This is a genomic window from Streptomyces luteogriseus (assembly GCF_014205055.1).
Classification (GTDB): domain Bacteria; phylum Actinomycetota; class Actinomycetes; order Streptomycetales; family Streptomycetaceae; genus Streptomyces; species Streptomyces luteogriseus.
Genome location: NZ_JACHMS010000001.1, coordinates 2,879,952 through 2,906,247 on the forward strand (window position 1 = coordinate 2,879,952; position 26,296 = coordinate 2,906,247).

At 71.4% G+C, this 26,296-nt stretch carries 18 protein-coding genes; 2 read left to right on the top strand and 16 right to left on the bottom strand.

The window, feature by feature from the left end:
* Window positions 1-96 precede the first annotated feature (96 nt).
* The 4 genes from BJ965_RS12220 to BJ965_RS12235 all read right to left on the bottom strand — a co-directional run bounded on the left by BJ965_RS12220 (window position 97) and on the right by BJ965_RS12235 (window position 8,649).
* Window positions 97-1,293 (bottom strand): cytochrome P450, encoded by a 1,197-nt coding sequence (locus BJ965_RS12220; RefSeq protein ID WP_313666828.1) that lies wholly within the window; start codon window positions 1,291-1,293, stop codon window positions 97-99.
* A 374-nt stretch (window positions 1,294-1,667) separates the two neighbouring features.
* Window positions 1,668-4,505 (bottom strand): helix-turn-helix transcriptional regulator, encoded by a 2,838-nt coding sequence (locus tag BJ965_RS12225; protein WP_313666829.1) that lies wholly within the window; start codon window positions 4,503-4,505, stop codon window positions 1,668-1,670.
* A gap of 141 nt (window positions 4,506-4,646) precedes the next feature.
* A complete protein-coding gene (locus BJ965_RS12230) occupies window positions 4,647-7,451 on the bottom strand; it encodes a helix-turn-helix transcriptional regulator (RefSeq protein ID WP_184908676.1) in 2,805 nt (934 codons plus the stop codon).
* A 439-nt stretch (window positions 7,452-7,890) separates the two neighbouring features.
* On the bottom strand, window positions 7,891-8,649 hold the full coding sequence (locus tag BJ965_RS12235; protein WP_030854944.1) for a thioesterase II family protein: 759 nt from the start codon (window positions 8,647-8,649) through the stop codon (window positions 7,891-7,893).
* Window positions 8,650-9,120: 471 nt separating this feature from the next.
* Here BJ965_RS12235 and BJ965_RS12240 point away from each other — a divergent pair, with 471 nt between their 5' ends.
* Together BJ965_RS12240 and BJ965_RS39295 are read left to right on the top strand one after the other, a co-directional pair.
* Window positions 9,121-10,032: a metallophosphoesterase family protein gene (locus BJ965_RS12240; RefSeq protein WP_184908677.1), complete on the top strand. Its 912-nt coding sequence runs from the start codon at window positions 9,121-9,123 to the stop codon at window positions 10,030-10,032.
* Window positions 10,033-10,337: 305 nt separating this feature from the next.
* A complete protein-coding gene (locus BJ965_RS39295; RefSeq protein WP_313666832.1) occupies window positions 10,338-11,483 on the top strand; it encodes a methylmalonyl-CoA mutase family protein in 1,146 nt (381 codons plus the stop codon).
* A 96-nt stretch (window positions 11,484-11,579) separates the two neighbouring features.
* Here the strand turns inward: BJ965_RS39295 and BJ965_RS12250 are convergent, their stop codons facing one another.
* The 12 genes from BJ965_RS12250 to thrC all read right to left on the bottom strand — a co-directional run bounded on the left by BJ965_RS12250 (window position 11,580) and on the right by thrC (window position 26,293).
* Window positions 11,580-12,923: an MraY family glycosyltransferase gene (locus BJ965_RS12250; RefSeq protein ID WP_184908678.1), complete on the bottom strand. Its 1,344-nt coding sequence runs from the start codon at window positions 12,921-12,923 to the stop codon at window positions 11,580-11,582.
* A 129-nt stretch (window positions 12,924-13,052) separates the two neighbouring features.
* Window positions 13,053-14,291, bottom strand: coding sequence for a serine hydroxymethyltransferase (locus BJ965_RS12255; protein WP_184908679.1), 1,239 nt, complete (start codon window positions 14,289-14,291; stop codon window positions 13,053-13,055).
* Window positions 14,292-14,361: 70 nt separating this feature from the next.
* On the bottom strand, window positions 14,362-15,042 hold the full coding sequence (locus BJ965_RS12260; protein WP_097220581.1) for an arsenate reductase/protein-tyrosine-phosphatase family protein: 681 nt from the start codon (window positions 15,040-15,042) through the stop codon (window positions 14,362-14,364).
* Window positions 15,039-15,686 (bottom strand): L-threonylcarbamoyladenylate synthase, encoded by a 648-nt coding sequence (locus BJ965_RS12265; RefSeq protein ID WP_030854964.1) that lies wholly within the window; start codon window positions 15,684-15,686, stop codon window positions 15,039-15,041. The genes BJ965_RS12260 and BJ965_RS12265 overlap by 4 nt, the downstream gene beginning before the upstream one ends.
* A gap of 70 nt (window positions 15,687-15,756) precedes the next feature.
* Window positions 15,757-16,602 carry a peptide chain release factor N(5)-glutamine methyltransferase gene (gene prmC, locus BJ965_RS12270; protein ID WP_142159458.1) on the bottom strand — a complete coding sequence of 282 codons (846 nt, stop codon included), beginning with the start codon at window positions 16,600-16,602 and terminating at the stop codon, window positions 15,757-15,759.
* 39 nt (window positions 16,603-16,641) lie between these two features.
* Window positions 16,642-17,718: a peptide chain release factor 1 gene (gene prfA, locus BJ965_RS12275; protein ID WP_184908680.1), complete on the bottom strand. Its 1,077-nt coding sequence runs from the start codon at window positions 17,716-17,718 to the stop codon at window positions 16,642-16,644.
* A gap of 105 nt (window positions 17,719-17,823) precedes the next feature.
* Window positions 17,824-18,045, bottom strand: a complete 222-nt coding sequence (gene rpmE / locus BJ965_RS12280) for a 50S ribosomal protein L31 (RefSeq protein ID WP_184908681.1) — start codon at window positions 18,043-18,045, stop codon at window positions 17,824-17,826.
* A gap of 196 nt (window positions 18,046-18,241) precedes the next feature.
* Entirely contained in the window at window positions 18,242-19,378 is a 1,137-nt protein-coding gene (locus BJ965_RS12285; RefSeq protein WP_184908682.1) for an LCP family protein, read from the bottom strand.
* 207 nt (window positions 19,379-19,585) lie between these two features.
* On the bottom strand, window positions 19,586-21,361 hold the full coding sequence (locus BJ965_RS12290; protein WP_184917087.1) for a trypsin-like serine protease: 1,776 nt from the start codon (window positions 21,359-21,361) through the stop codon (window positions 19,586-19,588).
* Between the two features lie 138 nt (window positions 21,362-21,499).
* Window positions 21,500-23,560 (bottom strand): transcription termination factor Rho, encoded by a 2,061-nt coding sequence (gene rho / locus BJ965_RS12295; protein ID WP_184908683.1) that lies wholly within the window; start codon window positions 23,558-23,560, stop codon window positions 21,500-21,502.
* A 402-nt stretch (window positions 23,561-23,962) separates the two neighbouring features.
* Window positions 23,963-24,892: a homoserine kinase gene (gene thrB, locus BJ965_RS12300; protein ID WP_184908684.1), complete on the bottom strand. Its 930-nt coding sequence runs from the start codon at window positions 24,890-24,892 to the stop codon at window positions 23,963-23,965.
* A gap of 342 nt (window positions 24,893-25,234) precedes the next feature.
* Window positions 25,235-26,293 carry a threonine synthase gene (gene thrC / locus BJ965_RS12305; RefSeq protein WP_184908685.1) on the bottom strand — a complete coding sequence of 353 codons (1,059 nt, stop codon included), beginning with the start codon at window positions 26,291-26,293 and terminating at the stop codon, window positions 25,235-25,237.
* Window positions 26,294-26,296: the final 3 nt, after the last annotated feature.

The window sequence follows — 26,296 nt, forward strand, 5'->3', positions numbered from 1 at the left end:
CCCCAGGGGCGGGGGCCGGGCACAGCGGTGCGGCGGCACCCCCGCTCCGGGGTGCCGCCGCACCGCTGTTCGTCCGTTGCCGGAACCGGCCGCGGTTCACCAGTCGACGGGCAGTTCCTCCACGCCGTAGAACCCGAGGGAGTCGCGGAAGCGCAGTTCCTCGACGGGGACGGTCAGCCGCAACTCCGGCAGCCTGCGCAGCAGCGTCTCCAGGGCGATCTGGAGTTCGGCGCGTGCCAGGGTCTGACCCACGCACTGGTGGATACCGAAGCCGAAGCTCAGATGGGTGCGGGCGCCGCGTTGCAGGTCGAGTTCGTGGCCGCCGGGGTAGACCGTCTCGTCCCGGTTGGCGATGGAGAGCATGCACAGCACGCCGTCGCCCGCCTTGATCAGCTGCCCGCCGATCTCGACGTCCTCCAGGGCCACGCGTGCGAGGCCGTTCTGCACGACCGTGAGGTAGCGCAGCAGTTCCTCGACGGCGCCCTTGATCAGGGACGAGTCGGCACGCAGCTGTGCCAGTTGCTCGGGGTGCTGCAACAGGGCGAGGGTGGACAGGCTGAGCATGCTGGAGGTCGTCTCGAGACCGCCGAGCAGCAACAGCAGTGCGGTGCCCGCCACTTCGTCGGTGGCCAGCTCTCCCTTGGTCAGCAAGGTGCTGATGAGCGCCTCGTCCGGCTGCTGCTGTTTCTCGGCCGTGAGCTTGTTCATGTACTCGGTGAGCTCGATGCGGGCCTTCATCATCGCCTCGGGGCCGACCCGGAAGTCCAGCATCTGACGGGCGCGGTCCTTGAAGAACTGGTGGTCCTCGAAGGGGACGCCGAGCAGCAGGCAGATGACCGCGGCCGGCACGGGCAGCGCGAACCGGGACACCAGGTCCACCGGGCCGCCGTCCGCGATCATCCCGTCCAGGATGCCGTCGACCATGCTCTGGATCTGCGGGCGCAGCGCTTCGACCCGCTTGCCCTTGAACTCCGCGGTCAGCATCCGGCGACGCCGGATGTGTTCCTGCTCGTCGATCTCCGGGGTCGACTTGCGGGACTCCGCGACCATCTTGCGCAGTTCCTCGGTCATGAGGGGGAAGTTGGGCAGCAGTGCGTCCGCGCTGAACCGCCGGTCGCCCAGGACCGCGTGCACTTCCTCGTGCCGGGTGATCATCCAGCACTCGCCGCCGCTCAAGGTCGCGGCCTTCACGACGGGACCCTCCTCCGCCGCCTGCCTGTACGGGCGCGGCACGTCGAAGGGGCAGCCGGCCTCGCGGGGGGAGGGCACGGTCAGGGCATGCTCGGTGGTCACGGTGGATCTCCTCGTGTCGGTCGTCATGACGGGTGTCGTGACGGTTCTCGTGGGGGGCGAGGCAGTCGTCGCGCCGGGCTCGGCGGTTGTCGCGCCGGCGCTCGGCAGTCGTCGTGTCAGGGCTCGGCAGTCGTCGTGTCAGGGCTCGGTGGTCATCGCGCCGGGGCTCGGCGGTCGTCGTGTCAGGGCTCGGTGGTCATCGCGCCGGGCTCGGCGGGTCTCGTGTCGGAGCTCGGCAGTCGTCGCGCCGGGCTCGACAGTCGCGGTGTTCGGATCGCGCCGGTCGCCGTACCCGAGCGCGCCGGTCGTCGCACCCGAGCACGCCCGTCGTCCACGGCCGGCGGCCGACGGGGCGCCGGCCGCTGTGCGCGGAGTCAGCCGGCGGCGACCGAGCTCGCCCTGCCCATGGCCTGGGCCTGGGCGGCGAGGTTGGTCCCGGCGAGCAGGTCGCCGAGGTCGGCCCGGTTGCGCACGCCGAGCTTCCGGTACACCCGGGTGAGGTGCTGCTCCACGGTGCTCTTGGTGATGAACAGCTTGCGCCCGATCTCCCGGTTGGAGTGGCCCAGGGCGGCCAGGGCGGTGACCCGCCGCTCGGCGGCCGTCAGGCTGGCCGAGCCGTGGTGGTCGCCTGCCAGGGGCACCGGTTCGTCGTCGCCCTCGGATGCCTCTTCCTTGAAGAGCCTGCGGAACAGCGCGTCCCCTCCGCAGGTGTCGGCGACGGTCCGGGCATGGCGGGCGGTCATCCGCGCCTTGGCGGGTGCGCCGGTCCGGTGCTGGACGTCGGAGAGATCGGCCAGGGAGCGCAACAGCTCCAGACGGTCGCCACAGCTCTCCAGCAGGTTCACGGACTCCCGCAACAGAGCGGGGCGGCAGGCGATTTCACTCGTGGCCGCGAGGAGTCGCAGCGAGACACCCCGGGATCTCGGGGTGCTCCCCCCAGGCCGTGCCAGTTGCTCCCGCACCAGCGTCCGCGCCTGGCCGCCGTTGCCCAGGGCCAGGTGCGCCTGCGCGGCCGAGGTACGCCAGGGAAGAAAGGCGGGCATGTCCATGCCCCACTCCTTGGCGAGCGCACCACAGGTCAGGAAGTCCTCCAGGGCCGCCGCCGGCCGGTCCACCGCGAGGTGGTAGTGGCCGCGCGCATGCATGTAGAGCAGCCCGTGACGAGTGCGGAAGACGCCCTCGGGCACGTCCTGGTTCAGCCACGCACCGGCCTCCCAGGTCCTGCCCGACGCCGTGGCGGCCCGTACCAGGGCGGCCAGGGGGGAGCCGATGGCCACGCCCCAGCCGTGCAGGGAGATCGCCTCCAGGGCTCGGCCCGCGTACTGCTCGGCGGCCTGCAACGCGCCCTGTCGCAGGGCCGCTTCGGCGCGAATCCCGGAGAGGATCGCCACCTGCGTCCCGGTCGGCCGGTCGCCGGCCTCCCGCAGCAGCGCTTCACACCAGAACAGCGCCCGTTCGGGGTGCTCGGCGTAGACGAGGACCAGCAGCGCCGCTTCCAGGGCTTCCACGGCCGTCTCGCCGAACCGGCAACCGCGCAGGATCTCCTCGGCCATGGCGACGGCGTGGTCGCCGGGCCCCTCGGCCAGGACCCTGCCGAGCATCTCCACGGCGTACGAGGCCGGGCTGAGCCGGCGGGGCTGCGGGGCGGTGGCCTGCGCGGTGGACGCGGCGGGGTCGGCGTCCGGATCCAGCGCGGGGCAGGTGTGCCGCAACCACTGCCGGACGAGGTGGAGTTCGGCCTGCGCCCCGGGTTCGTCACCGGCGCGCCCGGCGAGGACGGAGAGGCTCTGCGCCGCTTCCGGGAAGCGATCCTGCCAAGCGAGGTGTTTGACGATCCAGGCGGCGTCCGCACTGTCGACGTGGCCCCGCTCGAGCGCGGTGCCGAGTTCGTCGAGCCACGGGCTCACCAGGCGGGGGTCGATCTCCCAGCCGATCCGCACCCGCGCCATGACGACGGCGGCGCGGTCCTCCTCGGTCGTCGCGTACTGACCGGCCAGCCGGAGACAGTCGAGGCTGAATTCCTCCTGCCCGTCACGTACGGCCTGCTCCGCCGCGGCGATCAGGGTGCGGCCCGCCCAGGGCTCGGCCACCGGGGCCGCGAGGAGATGGTGCGCGACGTCGACCGCGGGTACGCCGTCGCCGTGGAGCAGCCAGGCTGCGCGGCGGTGCAGTCCCGCCCGGACCTCCACGTCCACGTGCTCCAGCAGCGCCTTGCTGACGAGGGCACTGCGGAAGGCCGTGCCGTCCAGCAAGCCCGCCGTGTCCAGCGCTGTCATGACCCGGGCCACCGCGTCGGCCCCCCGGTCGACCAGACAGGCCACCAGGGCCGGGGTGGCGTTCCTGCCGAGTACGGCGAAACCGCAGGCGACGTCGAAGAGCACGGGCTTGTCCCGATAGGCCCAGGCGAGAGCGGCGTGGGCGAAGGCCGCGCTGCCGACGGGCTGGACAGTCGCCCCCTGGCCCTGCCGGTCCGCTCGCCGCGCGGCCCTGTGGTCCACCACGAGCCCTCGCAGCAGAAGAGGGTTGCCGCCACTGACGGCGTGGAACTCCGCCGCCACCCGCGCGGTGTCGGCCGCGTCCACGTACGGCGCGATCATCCGGGTGACGCCGTCCGGGGACAGCGGCTGCAGCCGGAGGCGCCGGCACCGCGGGTGCCGCAGAAGTTCCGCCTGGAAGGCCGGGGACATCGCGTCCGGGCCGGTGGGTTCGGTGAGCACGATCAGGACCGGGGCGGTGCGCAGCCGGCGCACCAGGTAGAGCAGGACCCGCAGTGACGCGGCATCGGCGAGCTGGACGTCGTCGACCGCCAGCACCACGGGTCCGTGCCTGAACTCCCCGCACAGCTCCTCGAACAGCCGGTCGGCATCCGGCGGGAGGACGCCGTCGCCGCCGCCGTCGCCGCCGCCGATCGCCCGGGCGAGACGGAGCCCGGCCGCGAGCGGCCCATCGGACGGGAAGAGCTGTGCGGCGACGCCGAGCTCCATCCCCGTCTCCGCGGACGACCCGGTGGCGGCGCCCACCCGGGCCCCGGAGTCGGCGGCCTGCCGCAGGAATTCGTTGAGCAGTGTGGTACGACCGACCCCCGGTCCCGAATTGACCAGGACCACACGGCCCTCGCCGCACTCGGTGTTCGCCAGCGCCCGCGTGAGCACCGACATTTCCTCGGCGCGTTCTACGATTTCCGAAAAGCCACTGGACTCTCCCAGTACCACTCGTTCTCCCCGTGTCCGACCGCAGTTGGTCTCGCTCGTCGCCGTTCCGGCATATTCAGCCTATCCAGCGTCGGACCGGGAGCCCACCCCTATATTTCCACCCCCCTATTCACAAAGACCACGACGGCCTGCGCCATCGGCTCATGCAGAGTTTTCGAAATCGTAAGCCCGGGGAGCGGCAAGTAATTCCTCTCGCCCCCTTATCTTCAGCTTCCGGTATACACGAGTAAGATGTTGTTCAACCGTGCTCATGGTGATGTAAAGCCGCACCGATATCTCACGGTTGGTGTAACCGCCGGCCGCCAGGCTCGCCACCTTGCGCTCCGACTCGCTGAGATGCCCCCAGTCGTCGCGTTGCTCGGGCGTCGCCGCGAAGATGCGCTCCCCCCTGGGCGCGCCGCCGGACGAACCGATCCGGTTGGGGGCCGGTCGCATCCCGCAGCCCTTGGCCACCTGCCGCGCCTTGCGCAGCGTCATCGCCGCCTGCCGGGACTGGCGGGCCTGGCGGTGGGCGTCCGCCAGGTCGAACAGGGCGCGGGCCAGTTCCAGCCGGTCGTCCGCCCGGTCCAGCTCCACCACGGCCCGGTCCAGCAGGTCCAGCCGGGCTGCGCCTTCCGAGGCGAGCCCCTGCATGCGCAGCGAGATGCCGCGGATGCGGGGGGTGTCACCCTCGGTCATGGCGAGCTGCTCGGTGGCCAGCCTCAGTCCCTGCTCCCGCTCCCCCAGGAACAGCAGGGCCTGCGCGATGTCGGTGCGCCACGGCAGCAGGGCGGGCCGGTCGGCTCCCCACCGTTCGGCGATGCGGCCCACCTCGTGGAAGTCCCGCAGCGCCGCGTGATGCTGCTGGGTGGCCAGGTAGTAGAGCCCCCGGGCGCGCAGGTAGTCGAGCCAGTGGATGGTGCCCGACAGGGAGTCCGCCATGGGCCGGCTCAGCTGCCGGGCCGCCTCCTTGCACTTGCCCCGCACCACCAGGACCGTCACCAGGTGTGAGACCGCGCTGGCCTCCAGGGGCGCCGGGTGCCGTCCCGACAGCAGCGTCAGACAGCGGCGCGCGTCGCGGTCCACCTCGGCGAGGTTGCCGCCGTGCAGGGCTCCTTCGGCGCGTACGGCCGTGAAGGCCGCCTCCCATCCCGGCGCGCCACGCGTCGCCGACTCGTGTATGAAGTGGTCGCACCAGCGCCGGACCCGCTGGAGAGCGCCGAGTGACAGCAGCGTCCACAGGGCGTCGAGGACCAGGTCGAAGGTGGCGTCGGTCAGCCGGTTGGCCTCCAGCAGCCCGTCGGCGTCCGCGACGCGCTGGGTGAGCCGGTCGGGGCGGGGGGCGGCACGCCGGGTGAGGACGGGGATGCCCGTGCGGCGCAGCTGCGGGCCGTCCGTGGTGGCCTCGCCGGTCCGCGCCCGCAGCGCGGCCGCGGGGTAGGGTCCGCCGCCGGGTGCGCCCTCCTGCGGCTCGGCGATCCGCCGCCCCGCCACTGCCAGGACGGCCTCGCCCTCGGCCGGCAGCAGCCCCGGGCCGAGCAGGGCCTGTGCCTGCTCCAGTCGGCCGTGGGCGAGCAGCGCGGCGCCGAGACCCCGCGCGTCGGCGGGGTCGAGCCGGTCGGCCCGCAGGTTCCGCAGGGCGTCGTCGACATGGAGTTCGGCCTCGCCGGCGCTGATCCGCCGGGTGGCCGCGCCCATCTTGATCTTGATGTCGGTGCGCACCAGCGGGTCGGCGGCGGCGCCGTGGGCCAGTTCGAGGTAGGAGACGGCCCGTCGCACCTCGTCGGCGGACAGTGCGTCGTCGGCGGCCTCCATGAGCACCCCGACGGCCCAGGCGCCCTCGGCCCGGCCGGCCTCCCGCAGGTGCTCGGCGGCCAGGGCCGCCGCGGCGCCGGAGGCGTGCAGCAGCCGCGCTGAGCGCCAGTGCAGGTCGAGCCGGAAGGACGGCTCCAGGGATTCCAGCACCGCCGCCTCGACCGCCGGGTGCTGGAACGCGTCCCCGGTGACGATTCCGGAGCCGCGCAGGGCTCCGAGGTTCTCGGCGAGTTCGACCAGCGAGACGTCCAGGAGCCGGGACAGCAGCTCGTCGGTGCATGCCTCGCCGAGCACCGCCATGCCGGTGGCCACCTCGCGGGTGCGCTCGCCGCCGCGGTCCAGACAGGCGAGGACCGCCTTGCCGTACGCCTGTCCCGGCCGGGGCCCGGTGTCCGGGGCGCCGCCCACGGAGCCGGGCTCGGCGCGGGTGTCCTCCAGCAGCGCCCCGAGCAGCAGCGGATTGCCGCCGCTGACCGCCAGGTAGCGTTCCGCCACCGCGGTGTCCGGCCGGCTCTGGTGGCCCAGGATGTCGACGACGTCCTCGAGGCGGAGTCTGGGCAGCTGGATGCGTTCGACATTCGGCTGCCTGAACAGCTCGTCACCGACGGTCCGGTCGGCCGGGCCGCCGACGGGCGAGCGCGTGAGCACCAGCAGCAGGGGGACGTTGCGGCAGTGCCGGGCCAGGTGGACCAGCTGCCGCACCGAGTCGGGGTCCGCGTGGTGGAGGTCGTCGACAGCCACCACGACGGGCGTGCGCTGCGCCAGGGCCCGTACCTCGCCGCAGAACGTCCGCGTCAGGTCGTACCAGGCGGCGTCATGCCGCGCCCGCTCCCGGCCCTCGGCCGAGATCTTCCGGATCGTGGCATCGCTCGTGGTCTGGAAGCGGCGCACCACGTCGTCCGGGAAGGGCGCGCCGTTGACGAGATTCCGCAGCACGCTCAGCGGGGTGCCGCGCTCTTCGGCGATCGCGGTGGCCTGCAGCAGGCTCGGGCCGAGAGGTTCGACGCGGTGCGCGAACTCTTCCAGCAGCTCGCTCTTGCCGCATCCCGCCGCCGCCTCGACGACCACGACATGGGATCTACCGGTGGTCCGGACCGAAGAATAGGCCGCGTGCAGTCGAGTTTTTTCCAGACGTCGCCCAGTAAACACCATGAATCGCTAAACACCCCGTATCGATCCAAGCCAAGCCGGGGGCCGCGGCACACAGCGACCGGCAAATGGGGCAAGAAATCCCCCACTCACCACTCACCGCCCCGTCGGTCAATGCTTTCGGACCCCGAATCCCATACGAGTAGAACACTTGCACGCAACGCATGTCAACGTCGAAAACTTTTGGCCATGGATCGGCAAGAACCCGGCCATCATTGCCCCACGACGCCCAGCCGGTCTGTATACCAGCAGGCCACGAGCGGGGCCGCGGGGAGCGGCCCACAGGCGCCCCAGAGAGAAATCACAGCCATTCACGTGCAGGACAGGGCGCTACAAGGACCGCTGAATTACGCGCCGGTTAATAAACCGGGGGAAAGAGAAATGCCGCCGCAGTTCACAGCAGGACCCCCATCGGGCCGCACCTTGCCCGTCCCGATGCGCCTTACGTCGTGGCCGCTGAGCAGACGCGGGCAATCGCCTCGATCACGCGCGGCCCCTCGTCGTTGAGGTAGAAGTGCCCGCCCGGATGGGACTGGATGTCGAAGCGGCCGCTGGTGTGCTCCGCCCAGGCCTCCGCCTCCTCGCGGCTGACTCGGGGATCCTCCGTGCCGTAGTGCACGTGGATCGGCGCGGAAAGCCGCGCCCCGCCGGTGTGCCGGTAGGTCTCGGCGGCCGTGTAGTCACCGCGGATGGCCGGCATCGCCATCCGCAGGATCTCCTCGTTGCCGAGGACCTCGGAGCTGGTCCCGCTCAGAGCCTTCAGCTCCTGGATGATCTCGTCGTCGCTGCGCTGGTGCACGCGCTCGTCGCGGTACCGCGAAGGCGCCCGCCGGCCCGAGGCGAACAGCGCGAGAGGCACGATGTCCTTGCGTTCCAGCCGCAGGGCCACCTCGAAGGCGAGCGTGGCTCCCATGCTGTGCCCGAAGAGCACCAGCGGCCGGTCCGTCCAAGGCAGCAGCTCCGCCGTCACCGCGTCGGCCAGGTCGGCGATGTTGTCGACGCACTTCTCCTGGCGGCGGTCCTGCCGCCCCGGGTACTGGATGGCCAGTACGTCGACCCCTGGACTCAGGGCCTTGGAGACCGGGAGGAAGTACGGGGCGGATCCACCGGCGTGGGGGAAGCAGACGAGCCTGGTCGCCGCGGCCGGGGCAGGGTGGAATTGACGCACCCACAGATTCTCGTCCACGTGGGGGGTACTCACGATAGAACCTTTCCTTCGTGGCTCGCGGGCTTACACACAAGGGTTGTTGACTCGCACAACCATGCTTGGACGCCCCGTGAGGCCCCCACAACCCCTAACCGGAACAGCACCCCCCTACCGGGCTCACGCTCGGGGTGGCCGATCCCCGGAGCGCCGGGACCGCGCACACCGAGCGGGCAACGGCGGTGCCGGATTCCGGCCGACCGCGCTCCGCGGACGACCCGGCGCAAGAGGTGACGGACATCTCACTCCAGGGTGTGGCCCACACCACAGTCCGGCCGGTGCTCCGCACCGCTGGGTTCAAGCCACGCCGTCGGCACCCGTACCGACCACCCCGATGCCCGGCAGGGCGGCGGGCACGACGTGGCAGCGCGCGGTTTAGGGGTTCCCGCCGGCCCGGCGAGTGGCCCAGGCTGTGAGCCACGGGTCGCCGAGCACGGTGGCCCCGTCCTTCACACGGGAGGGGGAGCAGTGGGCCGAGGTCACCACGTCGATGCCACCGACGCTCCCCTTTCCCCCTCCCGTGACGGCCGCCTGCTCGCCGTCAGCGACCTGCACGTACGCCATGAGCAGAACCGCGACATCGTACGGAACCTGCGCCCCGGGTCCCCCGACGACTGGCTGCTCGTCGCCGGTGACGTGGGCGAGTCCGTCGCGGACGTCACGTGGGCCCTGAAGCAGCTGCGTGACCGGTTCGCCCGCGTGATCTGGGTTCCCGGCAACCACGAGCTGTGGACCGCACCCGATGACCCGGAGGAGCTGGGTGGTGAGAGGAAGTACCGCCATCTGGTCGACGTCTGCCGCACGTTGGGCATCGACACCCCCGAGGACCCCTACCCCGTATGGCACGGCGCGGGCGGCCCGGCCGTCATCGTCCCGCTCTTCCTGCTCTACGACTACAGCTTCAGGCCCCCTGGCGCCTTCTCCAAGGCCCACGCACTGCGCCTGGCCGACGAGGCCGGCGTGGTCTGCACGGACGAGTTCCTGCTGTCCCCCGCCCCGTACCCCAGCCGCGAGGCGTGGTGCCGGGCTCGCATCGCCGAGACACTGCCCCGGCTGGACGCGCTGCCCGACGGTCTGCCCACCGTCCTGGTCAACCACTTCCCCCTGGTCCGCGACCCGCTCCACATCCTGCGCCACCCCGAGTTCGCCCTGTGGTGCGGCACCACCGCCACCGCCGACTGGCACCTGAGGTACCGGGCCGCCGCCGTGGTGTACGGCCACCTGCACATCCCCCGCACCCTGCGATGTGACGGCGTGCCGCACCACGAGGTGTCCCTGGGCTATCCCAGGGAATGGCAGCGGTTCCCCCGCCCCGCCCAATGGCCGGTCCCCGTCCTGGGCTCCTCACCCGTCGCCGCACCGGTCACGATCCCCTCCTGAGCGAGGGGCCGCCCGCGCGCCCACCCCGCCGGAACCCGATCTGGAGCCATGAGCCAGCACCTACCGCCGCCATGCCCCCGGGCGCCCGGACTCGCCAGGCCCCCGGCACCACCCCGCCAGAACCCGCGGAGACGGCCCACCCCCGAGCCCTCCGACACGGCCACCGTCAACCCCCGCCTCACCACCTCGACCGTGCACCACGCCACCACCCTGCCCCCGGCCACCAGCGGCCCCGCGCCACGCCCGGACGGCCGGTACCGACCGCGACGATCCCGCACGGAACGCGAGGAGAGGCCGGGCGGGCCGTGAGCGGCTGTGAGAGTGCCGTACAGGCGAACGCCCGGCTGCGGCACCTGGTCGGCGGCGGCGCCCGCGAGCTTGCGGTGGGCTTCGACACGCCCACCCGAACCGGCCTCGACTCGCCGGCACCGGCCGCCTTCGGCCTGGTCGGCCACCGGGGCGTGCCCGTCGACTCCATCGACGACATGCGGGTGCTGCTGGGCGGGCTGCCGCTGGCCCGCATCACGGTGTCCCTGGCCGCCGACGCCTGCGCGGCACCGCTCCTCGTCCTGTACCGGCTCGTCGCCGAGGAGCACGGGGCGCCGGCCGGCCGGCTGGCGGGAAGCGTCGGCAACGACGTCCTGACGGAGCTCCTGCTGGCCGACCCCGGCCCGTTCCCGCTGCGGGCGTCCCTGCGGCTCGCACGGGACGTGTGCGCCTACGGCCTGGCCGAGCTGCCCCGCTGGCGATGTCTGACCGTCCGGGGCCACCGGCTCGCGGGCGCCGGAGCGGACCCCACCCAGGAGATCGCCTTCACCGTCGCGGCCGGCGCCGAGTACCTGCTGGCCGCGGCCGCGGCCGGCCTGGATCCCGCTGCCGTCGCCGCCCGTACGGCGCTGTGCGTCGCCGCCGCCCGCACCGGGCGCGGCACCCGGGCCAAGCTGCGCGTCGTACGCCGGTTGTGGGCCGATACGGTCCACGCCCGCCTCGGCCCGGCCCCCACCCCACGCCTGCACGTGGTCGTCCCCGGCCACACCCTCACCGCGGCGCCGGCGTCGGCCGGCCTCGAAGCGGCGGTGGCCGACCTGCTGGACCGCGTCGGACGACTCGGCGGGCTGCTCGCGGTCCTGGAGCGGCACCGCGGCCCCGAGCTGTTCGGCGTCCACGGCGCCGGCCGGCCCGCGCCCCACCCCCGCCTGGCCCGTCCCTGGACGTCGTCGCACGCCGTGCGGGCCCTTCAGACCGAGCGTCTGGCCAAGCTCCGCGCCTGGCGTGTCCAGCCCGCCGTGGACGAGGCCCTCCTGCGGCTGTGCAGGGCCGCGCAGGGCGACGGGAACATCCTCCACCCGCTACGAGAGGCCTTGGCGTCCCGGGCCACCCTCGGCGAGGTCTGCACCGTACTGCGCGAGACCTGGGCGCCCAACCCCCGGCCCTCCCCCACCGAGCCGTAGGAAGAGGCCCTGCGCCCGCTCAGCCGCAGGAACAGGCCCCACGCCCGCTCAACCGCAAGAACACGCGCTACGCCCGCTCAGCCGCAGGAACAGGCGCTACGCCCGCTCCCTCTCGTGTGCACGGAAGCCCGCCGGCGCAGCCGCCTTCTCCAGCTCCGACAGAGCGGTGCTGCCGTGCGGGATCCTGGCATCCGCTTCGCGGGCCGCGCCGGAGGCCTGGGCGGGGGCGTCGGCGGAGGATGGGACGGCCGGCTCGGCGACGGCGACCGAGCCGCGGCGCCGGTAGCGCGGCGGCACGAAGCGCTCCATCCAGCGCGGGGCGCGCGGCGTGAAGCGCGGCAGCAGAAGCAGCAGCAGCCCGATCGCGCTGAGGAACACCACCCCCAGCACGATCCACATGGACGCCGAGTTGACCGAGTAGGCGAGCGCGCCGAAGGCGATCAGCGCCGACCAGAAGTACATGATCAGCACCGCGCGGCTGTGCGAGTGGCCGATCTCCAGCAGCCGGTGGTGCAGATGGCCGCGGTCGGCGGCGAACGGGGACTGGCCGCGCCAGGTGCGGCGCACGATCGCCAGGATCAGGTCGGCGGCCGGCACCGCGATGATCGTCAGCGGCAGCAGCAGCGGGATGTAGACGGGGACCGTCTGGTGCACGGCCTCCTTCTCGGACCCCACGTACAGGTTGAGCGCGTCCGGGTCGACCTGGCCCGTGACGGAGATCGCGCCGGCGGCCAGGACCAGGCCGATCAGCATCGAGCCCGAGTCACCCATGAAGATCCGCGCCGGGTGCATGTTGTGCGGCAGGAAGCCCAGGCACATGCCCATCAGGATCGCCGAGAAGAGCGTGGCCGGAGCGGCGGCCTCGATGCCGTACGAGTACCAGATGCGGTAGGCGTACAGGAAGAACGCCGTGGCGGCGATGCACACCATTCCCGCCGCGAGGCCGTCCAGGCCGTCGACGAAGTTGACCGCGTTGATGGTGATGACGACCAGCGCGACCGTGAGCAGGGTGCCCTGCCACGGGGTGAGCGCGACCGAGCCGACGCCCGGGATCGGCAGCCACAGGATCGTCAGACCCTGCACGACCATCACGCCCGCGGCGATCATCTGGCCGCCCAGCTTGATCAGGGCGTCGATCTCGAACTTGTCGTCCAGCACCCCGATCAGCCAGATCAGGGCCGCCCCGGACAGCAGCGCCCGGGGTTCGTTCGACGTCTCGAAGACCTGGTTGAGGTTGGTCAGGTGGTCGGCGACCAGCAGGCCCGCGCACAGGCCGAAGAACATCGCGATACCGCCGAGGCGCGGAGTGGGCTCCCGGTGCACGTCACGTGCCCGGATCTCCGGCATCGCTCCGGCCACGATCGCGAACTTCCGTACCGGCCCTGTCAGCAGATACGTCACCGCGGCCGTGATGCAGAGCGTCAGGAGGTATTCACGCACGGGCTTCCCCACAGGTCTCGCTGGCCATCTCAGCCCCACACCCTAGCGATGCGCGCATATGAGTGTGGACTTCCGGGTAGCGACGATGGTTGCACGAGTGGCTGTGCACCCTGATGCGCTTACCCCGGCTCAAGCGGGATACGGCGGAAATCCACCGGCCAGCTCCCGCACATCTTCACGGGCGCTCGAGATCTCCGTCACGCCCCGCAGGACCCCGGCGAGCAGCTCGGCGATCCGGACCATCTCCGCCTCGCCCATGCCCTGTGTGGTGATCGCGGCCGTGCCGAGCCTGAGGCCCCGGGCGTCGCCGTGCGGCAGCGCACAACAGTCCATGACCAGGCCCGCCGCGGCGAGACGCCCCCGGGCGGTGCGTCCGTCGACGCCGAGCGGCGCCGGGTCGGCGGTGATCAGATGCGTGTCCGTGCCGCCCGTGGTGACGACCATGCCCGCCGCGGCCAGCCGGGCGGCCAGAACCCGCGCGTTCGCCACCACCTGATGGGCGTACGCGGCGAATGCCGGTGTTGCCGCCTCCCCGAAGGCGACGGCCTTGGCGGCGATGGTGTGCATCTGCGCACCACCCTGTGTGAAAGGGAACACGGCCCGGTCGACCCGCTCGGCCAGCTCCGCACGGCACAGGATCATGCCGCCGCGCGGGCCCCGCAGGACCTTGTGGGTGGTCCCGCAGACGATGTCCGCGTACGGCACCGGATTCGGGGCCGCTCCTCCGGCGACGAGGCCGAGGGGGTGCGCGGCGTCCGCGATGAGGTACGCGCCCACCTCGTCGGCGACCTCGCGGAAGAAGGCGTAGTCGACATGGCGCGGGTAGGCGATCGAGCCGCACACGATCGCCTTGGGCCGGCGCGTGCGGGCCAGCGTGCGCACCTGCTCGTGGTCGATGAACCCGGACTCGGCCTCCACGCCGTAGCCGACGAAGTCGAACCAGCGGCCGGAGAAGTTGGCGGGCGAGCCGTGCGTGAGATGCCCGCCGTAGGGCAGGCCGAGCGCGAGGACGGTGTCGCCGGGCCGGAGCAGGGCGGCGTAGGCGGCGAGCACCGCCGAAGAGCCCGAGTGGGCCTGGACGTTGGCGTGGTCGGCGCCGAACAGCGCCCTGGCCCGGTCGACCGCGACGCGTTCGGCGACGTCGACGATCTCGCAGCCGCCGTGGTGCCGCGCCCCCGGGTAGCCCTCGGCGTACTTGTTGGCCAGCGGGGAGCCGAGCGCGGCGAGCACGGCCGGGGACGTGAAGTTCTCGGCGGCGATCAGCTGGAGCGTCGTCGACTGCCGCTCCCGCTCCGCGAGCAGGATGTCGGCGAGCTCGGGGTCCTGGCGGCGCAGGACGTCGGCCTCGATGGCAGGGGTGACCGTCATGGTGGGCTCCGGGCGTCGACGGTGGCACGTACGACCAATGTAGGCCCGGGGCCTGCGGAGCGCTCGGCTGTTACGTCTTTGCGGGGACGCCCGTGAGAGCCGTGACGACCGGATCGAGTGCCTGGTGTATCTCGTCCCCGATGGAACGGAAGAACGTCAGCGGCGCACCGTAGGGGTCGTAGACCTCGTCCGCCTCGGCGGTCGGCGCCAGCAGCCACCCGCGTAGAGCGGCCGCCGCGCGGACCAGCGCACGCGCGCGGAAGACCACACCCTCCTCCAGGGGCGGCAGGGTCGCCGGGTCGATGGCCTTGACCAGGCGGGTGAACTCCTTGAGCGTGAAGGTGCGCAGGCCCGCCGAGTGCCCCATGGAGATGACCTGCGCCCGGTGGTCCCGGGTGGCGGTCAGCACCAGGTCGGCGCGGATCACGTGCTCGTCGAGGAGCTCGCGCCCGGTGAAGCCGGAGGCGTCCGCACCGAAGTCGGCCAGGACGGTCTCCGCGTGGGACTCCATGGGCGCGCCCTCGTGGCCCCAGGTGCCCGCGCTCTCCACGATCAGCCCGCCGCCCAGGATCCCGAGCCGCTCCCGCACGGCATGGCGGGTCAGCCGCTCGGTGATGGGCGAGCGGCACACGTTGCCGGTGCTGACGTGGAGGATGCGGAAGCTGTCGCGCGGAAGTCCCACGAAGGTCGTCGTGATCTCCGCCGCGCTTTCCCCGTTGCCTATGCCACGCCCCGATCCAGGGGCCGTCAATTCGCCACCTCGAGGTCGGGTACGACCTTGCGCAGCTCGTCCGCCGAGATGGCGCCCGCGCGCAGCAGCAGCGGCACCTCCCGGGTCACGTCGACGATCGACGACGGCACGATGCCGGGGGTCGGGCCCCCGTCGAGGTAGACGGAGACGGAGTCGCCGAGCATCTCCTGAGCGGCGTCGCAGTCCTCCGGCGCCGGGTGGCCGGTCAGGTTGGCGGAGGAGACGGCCATGGGACCGACCTCGGTCAGCAGCTCGATGGCGACCGGGTGCAGCGGCATGCGCACGGCGACCGTGCCCCGGGTGTCCCCGAGGTCCCACTGGAGGGACGGCTGGTGCCGGGCGACGAGCGTCAGGGCGCCCGGCCAGAAGGCGTCGACCAGCTCCCAGGCCAGCTCGGAGAAGTCCGTGACGAGGCCGTGCAGCGTGTTCGGCGAGCCGATGAGGACGGGGGTGGGCATGTTGCGGCCCCGGCCCTTCGCGTCCAGCAGGTCGGCGACCGCCTCCGAGGAGAACGCGTCGGCGCCGATGCCGTACACCGTGTCGGTCGGCAGCACCACGAGCTCGCCACGGCGGACGGCGGACGCTGCCTCGCGCAGACCGGTCACACGGTCGGTCGCGTCGTTGGTGTCGTATCGCCGTGCCATCTTTAGCTGGCCTCCTCGTACACGTGCTGCTGGGATGAAGTCCGCGAAGAGCGCGGGGTGCCCGGTGTGCTCACGGCAGCGCCTTGCGGGCCGTGGCGAAGCGCGGGCGGTTGTTCAGGTCCGGGTGGTCGGCCGCGTCGGTCCAGCCGCGGTCCTCGGCGAAGATCCACGGCACCTGGCCGCCCTGGGTGTCCGCGTGCTCGACGACGACCACACCGCCCGGGCGCAGCAGCCGGTGCGCGGTGCGTTCCAGGCCGCGGATGAGGTCGAGGCCGTCCTCACCGGAGAAGAGGGCGAGGCCGGGGTCGTAGTCCCGCGCCTCGGGGGCGACGTACTCCCACTCCGTGAGCGGGATGTACGGCGGGTTGGTGATGACCAGGTCGACCTGGCCGTCCAGGTCCGGGAAGGCGGTGAGGGCGTTGCCCTGCCGCAGGTCGACCCTGGATCCCTCGACGTTCTTGCGGGTCCACTTGAGGGCGTCCTCGGACAGCTCCACGGCGTGCACGCGCGAGCGCGGCACCTCCTGGGCGAGGGCCAGCGCGATGGCTCCGGAGCCGGTGCACAGGTCGACGATGCACGGCTCGACGACGTCCATGGCCCGCACGGCGTCTATGGCCCAGCCGACCACCGACTCCGTCTCGGGCCGCGGCACGAACACCCCGGGACCGACCTGGAGTTCCAGGTAGCGGAAGTAGGCACGCCCGGTGATGTGCTGGAGCGGTTCGCGGGCCTCGCGGCGGGCGATGACCTCCCAGTAGCGGGCGTCGAAGTCGGAGTCCTTGACGGAGTGCAGCTCGCCGCGCTTGACGCCGTGCACGAACGCGGCGAGTTCCTCCGCGTCGGTACGCGGCGAGGGCACGCCGGCGTCGGCGAGCCGCTGGGTGGCCTGGGCCACCTCCGCGAGCAGCAGATTCACGCAAGTCCTCCGTATTACTCGTACGTGCTCGTGCCTGCCTTACGCGGCCGCCAGCTTCGCAGCGGAGTCCGCGTCGACGCAGGCCTGGATCACCGCGTCGAGATCGCCGTCCAGGACCTGGTCCAGGTTGTACGCCTTGAAGCCGACACGGTGGTCCGAGAGACGGTTCTCCGGGAAGTTGTACGTGCGGATCTTCTCGGAGCGGTCGACGGTGCGGACCTGACTGCGGCGGGCGTCGGCGGCCTCCCTCTCCGCCTCCTCCTGCGCCGCTGCGAGCAGCCTGGAGCGCAGGATACGCAGTGCCTGCTCCTTGTTCTGCAGCTGGCTCTTCTCGTTCTGGCAGGAGGCGACGACTCCGGTGGGAATGTGCGTGATGCGCACGGCGGAGTCGGTGGTGTTGACGGACTGTCCGCCGGGCCCGGAGGACCGGTAGACGTCGATGCGGAGGTCGTTCGGGTTGATCTCGACGTCGACCTCCTCGGCCTCGGGCGTGACGAGCACACCGGCCGCGGAGGTGTGGATACGGCCCTGGGACTCCGTCGCGGGGACGCGCTGCACGCGGTGCACGCCGCCCTCGTACTTCAGCCGCGCCCAGACGCCCTGGCCGGGCTCCGTGGCGCCCTGGCCGCCCTTGGTCTTCACGGCGACCTGGACGTCCTTGTAGCCGCCCAGCTCGGACTCGGTGGCGTCGATGATCTCGGTCTTCCAGCCGACCCGCTCGGCGTAGCGCAGGTACATGCGCAGCAGGTCGCCTGCGAACAGCGCCGACTCGTCGCCGCCCGCGCCCGCCTTGATCTCGAGGATGACGTCCTTGTCGTCGCTGGGGTCACGCGGGACGAGGAGAAGCCGCAGCTTCTCCGTCAGCTCCTCGCGGGCCTTCTCCAGCTCCTTGACCTCGGCGGCGAACTCCGGGTCGTCGGCGCCCAGTTCGCGCGCGGTCTCGATGTCGTCGCCGGTCTGCTTCCAGGAGCGGTACGTGGCGACGATCGGGGTGAGCTCGGCGTAACGCTTGTTCAGCTTGCGCGCGTTGGCCTGGTCGGAGTGGACCGACGGGTCGGCGACCTTCTTCTCAAGGTCGGCGTGCTCGGCGACGAGTTCCTCGACGGCCTCGAACATCTTGGGCTCCTGTGAACGGACGGGGGTGAAGGGCGGGCGACCAAAAACGCCGGTCCCGGAGCGCCCGGTGTGGGGCGCCTCCGTGGACCGGCGAATTGAGGCTCGCTACTTCTTGGAGCCGGCGGCCTTGCCGAAGCGGGCCTCGAAGCGGGCCACACGGCCACCGGTGTCGAGGATCTTCTGCTTGCCCGTGTAGAACGGGTGGCACTCGGAGCAGACATCGGCGCGGATGCTGCCGGACTCGATGGTGCTGCGGGTGGTGAACGACGCGCCACAGGTGCAGCTGACCTGCGTCTCGACGTACTCGGGGTGGATGTCGCGCTTCAAGGTGTCTCCTAGGTTCGGGAGGGCGCCGGGTCGCTGACGCGGGGTGCGGGAGCGTGAACCGGAGCCGACGTACCAGTCTGCCAGGACTGGGGCCTACTCCCAAAACCGGGGGTTGTGGTGATCTATTCCCCCGCGGGCCGGTGGGGGTTGTTCGCGCCCGTGCGGCGGAGCGGCCCATCGGCACGGCCACGCGCCCCTACGGGGCGCTGACGACCCCCTTGGCCTCGCCGGAGGCGCCGCCCTTCGTCGCGCTCTTCGGGATCGGCTTGTCCTGCTCCAGTGCCTTCCAGATCTGGTCGGCCTTCTTCTCCTGGAGGAGGACGCGGTTGGGGTCGGCCGGGTCGTAGGCCACCGGCATCGTGATCATGTGCATGTTGGACGGGCTGATGCCCTTGAGTCCGTTCGCGAAGGACGCGAGCTTGTTGACCGAGCCGAGGTCGGAGTCGGCCGTCACCGTCCTGGTCGCGGTTTCCGCGAGGTCGAGCAGCTTCTTCGGATTCGAGAAGACGCCGACGTCCTTGATCTGGTTGACCAGGGCCTTGATGAAGGCCTGCTGGAGCTGGATGCGGCCCAGGTCGGAGCCGTCGCCGACGCCGTGTCTGGTGCGGACCAGGCCGAGGGCCTGCTTGCCGTCGAGCGTGTGGGTGCCGGCCTTCAGCTTCAGATGGCTGTCGGGGTCGTCGATGTTCTTGGTCGTGGTGATCTCGACGCCGCCGAGGTCGTCGATGAGCTTCTGGAAGCCGGCGAAGTCGACCTCGAGGTAGTGGTCCATGCGCAGGTCGGTGATCGACTCGACGGTCTTCACGGCGCAGGCGGCCCCACCGGTGGAGTACGCGGAGTTGAACATCACGCTGCGGGCGGCGGGGTGCTCGTCGCCCTTGGTGTCCGTGCACGAGGGGCGGTCGATGAGGGTGTCGCGCGGGATGGAGACCACGCTGGCCTTCTTGTGGCCCTTGTAGACGTGCACGATCATCGCCGTGTCGGAGCGGGCGCTGCCGTCGTCGGTGCCGCCGCCGAGCTTCTTGTTGCCGCCGGCGCGGGTGTCCGAGCCGAGGACCAGGATGTTCTCGGAGCCGTTGTCGGCCTTCTTGGGCCGGTCCGTGCCGAGGGCCTGGTCGATGTCGACGCTCTTGAGGTTGCCGTTGAGCTTGAAGTACAGGTACCCGGCCCCGGTGCCGCCCAGCACGACGATGCCCGCGGCCGTCCAGGCCGCGATCATCAAGCCCTTGCGTCGCTGCTGGGGCTTGCGGCGCTTGCCCTTGCCGCGGTGACGCGCTCCGTTGGTGCCGGTATTGCCCGGTATACCCGGATCCGGCGTGCTCTCGGCAGACATGTACTCCTCAGCTCTTCTACGGTCGGTTACCCCCTGCGGTCAGTGCCAGGCGTGGCCGAGAAAGGCCCTTCCTCGCACTATCGTCGCCCCACCTGGTCAGACGGAGAAACTCGGGAAAGGGTTGCACAACGGACTGTGCCCACCGCGTGCGGCGGTGGGCACAGTCCGTGTTCGTCACAGCGGGGTGAGCCTCGCTCACCTGCAATTTCAGCCGAAGATGTCGTACTGCTTGAAATCGGTGCCGACGGACTTCCGTGTGGCAAAGATCTCGCTGGTCCCCTTGCCGGTGCCCGCGTACAGGTAGAGCGTGCCCCCGGGGGTGCGGGCCAGGAAGTCGGCCTTGCCGTCGCCGGTGACGTCGCCGGGCGCGTCGAAGGCGTTGTAGCCGTCCCACGTGCGCACCTTGACCCGGGCCGAGAAGGCGCCCGAGCCGGCCTTGCCGGTGCCCTTGTAGAGGTAGATGGCACTGCCGGACTTGCTGCGGGCGATCAGGTCGGTCTTGCCGTCCCCGGTGAAGTCGCCCTTGCCGCGCACGGAGTTGTACTGGTTCCAGCCGGAGCCGACCTTCACACGGGACGCGAAGGTGCCGTTGCCCTTGCCCGGGTAGATCCACATGACGCCCGCGGAGTCGACCGAGAGCAGGTCGGGCAGGTAGTCGCCGGTGACGTCACCGGGGGCGACGATCCGGGTGCGGGTCTTCCAGTTGTCGGCGATCTGCTTGGTGGTGCCCGTACGGCCGGAGGCCCAGAAGACGTCGCCGTCGCTGCTGCGCCGGTGGACGAGGTCCTGGTAGCCGTCACGGTCGAGGTCCGTCTGCAGGACGACGTTCACGCCGTTCCAGTTGCCCCAGGACTCGCGGGCGGCGAAGGACGTGCCGTTGGAGTTCTTGGAGTAGCCGGTCTTGGTGGAGGCGTTGCGCACCCACAGGTCGGCCTTGCTGTCGCCGCTGAGGTTGGCGTCGTCGACGCGCGGGTAGGCGGCGCCGACGTACGTGCTGACCTTGCTGAAGACGCTGTAGGCGCCCTTGGCGACGCAGTCGGTGACGCCCCAGGACACGACGCCGACGATCCGGTTGCCGACCACCAGGGGGCCACCGGAGTCGCCGTTGCAGGCGGAGACGGTGTCGGCGTCGCTGCCGGTGGCGGGCTTGCCCGCGCAGACCATGTGGCCCTTGACGAAGTCCCTGCCGTACGCGCCAAAGCAGGTCGTGTCGGACTGCATGGGCAGCGTGGCGGTCTTCAGCGTCTCGGAGATGTCGTCGCTGGTGGAGCTGGTGCGGCCCCAGCCGTAGACCTTGGCGTTGGTGCCCGCCTTGTACGACGCGGTGTCACCGGACGTCGTCATCCGGATGGGCGTGGCCTTGACCGGTGTGTCGAGCGTCAGTACCGCGATGTCGTTGTCGATGGTCGTCGCGTTGTACAACGGGTGGTTCCACTGCCTCAGGACTGCCGTGGCGGTACCGCCGTGCAGGTCGGTGCCGTTGTCCGAGGGCAGCCTGGAGGTGCCGGTGACGACGGCGCCGTGGGCCCCCCAGTTGTAGCCCTTGACGCAGTGCGCGGCGGTGAGGATCTTCGTCGGCGCGATGACCGCGCCGCCGCAGAAGAACCCGATGTCGTCACGAGTGCTGGAGGTGCCCCGGTTGTCGGAGTAGAGGAGCTGCGCCATCCACGGGGCCGTACTGATGGTGGTCTCGTTGCCGCCGATGACCTTCGGGTCGATGCGGCCGGCGACGGTGCCCGCGGTGAGCGCGGCCTTGCCCGTCTTGCCGGCGACGTCGTCACCGGCCATGGCGCCCGCGACGCGCTTCTGCAGCTCGGCGGGCGACGGCGAGGCGGTGGCGGGCCTGACCATCGGCTCGGGCAGCGGGGTGGTCGCCCCGGCGGACGTCGTCAGCAGCGCGCCGGCCACGGCGGCGGCGACACCCGCCGCGGCGACGGGAAGTGCGATGCGTATTCGGCGTCTGTGCCGACCGCCCCCGGGCATGGCTGTACCCACGAATGTCCCCCCTCGGGATCACAAGTTCGAAGAGAGCGTGATCCTACCCGCACACGAACACCACAGAGGGCCGCCCCCAGTTCGGGGGACGGCCCTCTTGTGCGGTCGTTACTCGGCAGACCTGCCTCAGTCGCCGTTGCCCGGCGTCGGGGTGGTCTTCTGGATCTGCATGAGGAACTCGGCGTTCGACTTCGTCTGCTTCATCTTGTCGAGAAGCAGCTCGACCGCCTGCTGCTGGTCGAGGGCGTGCAGCACCCGGCGCAGCTTCCAGACGATGGCGAGCTCGTCGGGAGCGAGCAGGATCTCTTCCTTGCGGGTGCCGGACGCGTCGACGTCCACCGCCGGGAAGATGCGCTTGTCGGCGAGCTTCCGGTCGAGCTTGAGCTCGGCGTTGCCGGTGCCCTTGAACTCCTCGAAGATGACCTCGTCCATGCGGGACCCGGTGTCCACCAGGGCGGTGGCGAGGATCGTCAGCGAGCCGCCGTCCTCGATGTTGCGGGCCGCACCGAAGAAGCGCTTCGGCGGGTACAGCGCCGTCGAGTCGACACCACCGGACAGGATGCGGCCGGAGGCCGGGGCGGCGAGGTTGTACGCACGTCCCAGACGGGTGATCGAGTCGAGCAGCACGACCACGTCGTGGCCCAGCTCCACCAGACGCTTGGCGCGCTCGATGGCCAGCTCGGCGACCGTGGTGTGGTCCTCGGCCGGGCGGTCGAAGGTCGAGGAGATGACCTCGCCCTTCACCGACCGCTGCATGTCGGTGACCTCTTCCGGACGCTCGTCGACGAGGACGACCATCAGGTGGCACTCGGGGTTGTTGTGGGTGATCGCGTTGGCGATCGCCTGCATGATCATGGTCTTGCCGGTCTTCGGCGGGGCCACGATCAGACCACGCTGGCCCTTACCGATCGGCGCGACGAGGTCGATGATGCGGGTGGTGAGGACGCCCGGGTCCGTCTCCAGACGGAGCCGGTCCTGCGGGTACAGCGGCGTCAGCTTGTTGAACTCCGGCCGCCCGCGCCCCGATTCGGGCGCCATGCCGTTGACGGAGTCCAGACGCACCAGCGCGTTGAACTTCTCGCGCCGCTCGCCGTCCTTGGGCTGACGCACGGCACCGGTGACGTGGTCGCCCTTGCGCAGGCCGTTCTTGCGGACCTGGGCGAGGGAGACGTACACGTCGTTCGGGCCGGGCAGGTAGCCCGACGTGCGGATGAACGCGTAGTTGTCGAGGATGTCCAGGATGCCCGCGACGGGGATCAGGACGTCGTCCTCGTTGATCTGCGGCTCGGAGGCGATGTCGTCGCGGCCGCGACGGCCCCGGCGGTCGCGGTAGCGCCCGCGACGGCCACGACGCCCGCCCTCGAAGTCGTCGTCGTCCTGTTGCTGCTGCTGGCCGCGGTCCGGCCTGCCGCCGCCGCCCTGGCCCTGCTGCTGGCCGCGCTGGCCGCCCTGCTGGTCGTCGCCCTTGCCGCCACGGCGGTCACGGTCGCGGTCCCGGTCACGGTCCCGGCCGCGGTCACGGTCACGGCGGTCGCGACGACGGCCCTCGCCGCCGTCACCGGCGTCGGACTTGGCCTCGTTGTTGCCCTGGGACTGCTGCTGCGACTGAGCGGGCGCCTCGGCCTTGGTGTCGTTCTTCGCCTCGGCGACGATGGTCTCCGCGGCAGCGGAGGCCGGGGCTCCGGCTTCTGCGGTGGCCCGGCGACGACGGCGCTCGGGCGCGTCGTCCCCCCCGTCGCGGGAGGGGCCGCCGGCCGGCTGGCCGGGGATCTCGATCTGCTGCTGGGCCACGGCCTTGTCGGCCTTGTCCGCGGGGGCCTGGGAGGCCTCCTTCGCGTCCGCCTTCTTGTCCGCCTTCTCGGCGTTGTCGCCCGTACGGGTGCGCGAGGTGGCGCGGCGCTTGGGCTTGGTCTCGGCGGGCGCGTCGGCCTTCGCGGCCGGAGCGGCGCCGCCGGACGCCTGTGCCTCCTTGATGACCTCGATCAGCTGGCTCTTGCGCATACGCGCGGTGCCCCTGATGCCGAGGCCGGATGCGACCTGCTGCAGCTCGGCCAGCACCATGCCCTCGAGGCCGGTACCGCGGCGCCGCCGGGAGCCGGCACCGGTGGCAGGCGCGGAGGCGTCCGTGGAGGGCGCGGCAGCGGTCTCCTCGACACGTGCGCCCATCAGATCGGTGGTGTCGCTCACGAAGGGTCCTTCCCTGGAGCGGACGTCGGCCTGTCTGGCTCGGCGACCGGTTGTGCTGTCCGACTTCGGTCCGTGTGGTGTGAACCGTGCCGGGGCGGTGGTCCGCCTGAACGGCGGAGGAATCTGGTGATGGCGCTTCCTTGAGTCGTGGCACCCAGTGTCAGTGTCACGCGGCGTGGTCGCACCGGTTCCGGAGCATGCCCTGCGCCCCGCTCAGTGCCCTTGTACGGCGTACGGTCCGACGTACGGAACACAGTGCGGCTTGGGGGGCTCCCGGAAGAATGTCTGTCCCGGACGGGGACACAAGGCACCTCGCCATGGTGGGGCCGGGTGCAGACTTGAGGTTAACACTACCGGATCCAACAAACATTCCCCCTCTCGAAATCCGGTAATCGCGCCGTTTCAGATGTCACCGGAGGCCGCGAGCGGCAGCACGCTCGCGCCCCGCTGATCGAGGCTCAGCCGGTTCGCGGCCCAGTCCACGCCCGCCAGGGCCTCGACCTTGTCGGCGGTCTCCGCGTCGGCCAGGGCCATGACCGTGGGTCCGGCCCCGGAGATGACCGCGGGGATGCCGTCGCCCCGCAGCCGCTCCACCAGTGCCGTGCTCTCGGGCATGGCCGGTGCGCGGTACTCCTGGTGCAGACGGTCCTCGGTGGCGGGCAGCAGCAGTTCGGGGCGGCGCGTCATGGCTTCGACGAGCAGGGCGGCCCGGCCCGCATTGGTGGCTGCGTCGACGTGCGGAACGGTGCGCGGGAGCAGGCCGCGCGCCGTCTCGGTCAGGACCGGCTTTCCGGGGACGAAAACCACCGGAACGATGGAATCGGCGGGGTCCATCCTGATCGCGCGGGCGGCGCCGCCCTCCATCCACGACAGCGTGAAGCCGCCGAGCAGGCAGGCCGCGACGTTGTCGGGGTGGCCCTCGATCTCGGTGGCGAGTTCCAGCAGCGCCGTGTCGTCGAGCTTGGCGTCGGCCCCTATGGTCACGGCGCGGGCGGCGACGATCCCGGCGCAGATGGCGGCCGAGGAGGAGCCGAGGCCCCGGCCGTGCGGAATGCGGTTGGCGCAGACGATCTCCAGACCGCGAGGCTGTCCGCCCAGCAGGTCGAAGGCGGTGCGCAGGGAACGCACGAGAAGGTGTTGCTCGTCGCGCGGGAGCGTCTCGCTTCCCTCACCCGCGATGTCGATGTGCAGCCCGGAGTCGGCCACCCGGACGACCACGTCGTCGTACAAGCCCAGCGCGAGGCCGAGGGCGTCGAAGCCCGGGCCGAGGTTGGCGCTGGTGGCGGGGACGCGCACCCGGACGGCGGCGGCGCGGAACGCTGGACCGGCCATCGCTCGATGACTCTCCTTGAGCTGCGGTGATTGTCGAATGACGTTCAGTGGACATTCGATGGCGTACGAGAACCCCGGGGGCCGCTGCCGACCGCGATGGCCGGCCGCTGTCCCGGCCGTGGAGACGGCGCGGCACCGCGCTCCGTGCGGAGGCATATGCGGCGGGCGGGTTCAGTACAGCCTATCGAAGGAAGGTTCTGTGGCGACATAGGGCGCACAGGAGGCGCACGATGCGTGTCGTAAGCCCCCTGTGCACCCCCCGTGGGAATCGCCCCCGGGCGCGCGCCGTCCTACGCCGGACCGTGTCCGGCGCTGCACCGGCGCCCGGTGCGTCGCCGCAGGTCAGACCAGGCCGAGGCGCTCCGCGGCGGCCGCCGCGTCGACGGGTACGGTCACCGGCTGCGGGGCGCCGGCGACGGCCCAGTCGGGGTCCTTCAGCCCGTTGCCGGTGACGGTGCACACGATCCGCTGCCCCGGGTCGACCTTGCCCTGCTCGGCGGCCTTCAGCAGACCGGCGACGGACGCGGCGGACGCCGGTTCGACGAAGACGCCCTCCTGCGAGGCCAACAGCCGGTAGGCGCGCAGGATCTCACGGTCCGTCACCTCGTCGATGGAGCCGCCCGACTCGTCCCGCGCGGCGAGCGCGTACTGCCAGGAGGCCGGATTGCCGATGCGGATGGCCGTGGCGATGGTCGAGGGGTCCTTGACGACCTCGCCGCGCACGATAGGGGCGCTGCCGGAGGCTTGGAAGCCCCACATCCGCGGCTTCCGGGTCGCCACGCCGTCGGCGGCGTACTCCGTGTAGCCCTTCCAATAGGCCGTGATGTTGCCCGCGTTGCCGACCGGCAGGACGTGGATGTCGGGCGCGTCGCCGAGCATGTCCACGATCTCGAACGCCGCCGTCTTCTGACCCTCGATACGTACCGGGTTGACCGAATTGACCAGCGAGACGGGGTAGTTGTCGCTCAGGCCGCGGGCGAGTGTGAGGCAGTCGTCGAAGTTGCCGTCGACCTGGAGGATCTTCGCGCCGTGCACGAGGGCCTGGCCCATCTTGCCGAGCGCGATCTTGCCCTGCGGCACGAGCACGGCGCAGACCATCCCGGCCCGCACGGCGTACGCGGCGGCGGAGGCCGACGTGTTGCCGGTGGAGGCGCAGATGACGGCCTGCGCGCCCTCCTCCTTGGCCCGGGTGATGGCCATGGTCATGCCGCGGTCCTTGAAGGACCCGGTCGGATTCGCGCCCTCGACCTTGAGGTGGACCTCGCAGCCCGTGCGCTCGGAGAGCACCCGCGCGGGCACGAGGGGCGTACCGCCCTCGCGGAGCGTCACGACCGGCGTGCTGTCGGAGACGGGCAGCCGGTCCCGGTACTCCTCGATGATTCCGCGCCACTGGTGGGTCATTGC

Coding starts and splice junctions, on each gene's coding strand:
- BJ965_RS12230 (WP_184908676.1), bottom strand. CDS start 7,451: ATGGTGTTTACTGGGCGACGTCTGGAAAAAACTCGACTGCACGCGGCC.
- BJ965_RS12255 (WP_184908679.1), bottom strand. CDS start 14,291: ATGACGGTCACCCCTGCCATCGAGGCCGACGTCCTGCGCCGCCAGGAC.
- BJ965_RS12265 (WP_030854964.1), bottom strand. CDS start 15,686: ATGGCACGGCGATACGACACCAACGACGCGACCGACCGTGTGACCGGT.
- prfA (WP_184908680.1), bottom strand. CDS start 17,718: ATGTTCGAGGCCGTCGAGGAACTCGTCGCCGAGCACGCCGACCTTGAG.
- BJ965_RS12285 (WP_184908682.1), bottom strand. CDS start 19,378: ATGTCTGCCGAGAGCACGCCGGATCCGGGTATACCGGGCAATACCGGC.
- BJ965_RS12290 (WP_184917087.1), bottom strand. CDS start 21,361: ATGCCCGGGGGCGGTCGGCACAGACGCCGAATACGCATCGCACTTCCC.
- thrB (WP_184908684.1), bottom strand. CDS start 24,892: ATGGCCGGTCCAGCGTTCCGCGCCGCCGCCGTCCGGGTGCGCGTCCCC.
- thrC (WP_184908685.1), bottom strand. CDS start 26,293: ATGACCCACCAGTGGCGCGGAATCATCGAGGAGTACCGGGACCGGCTG.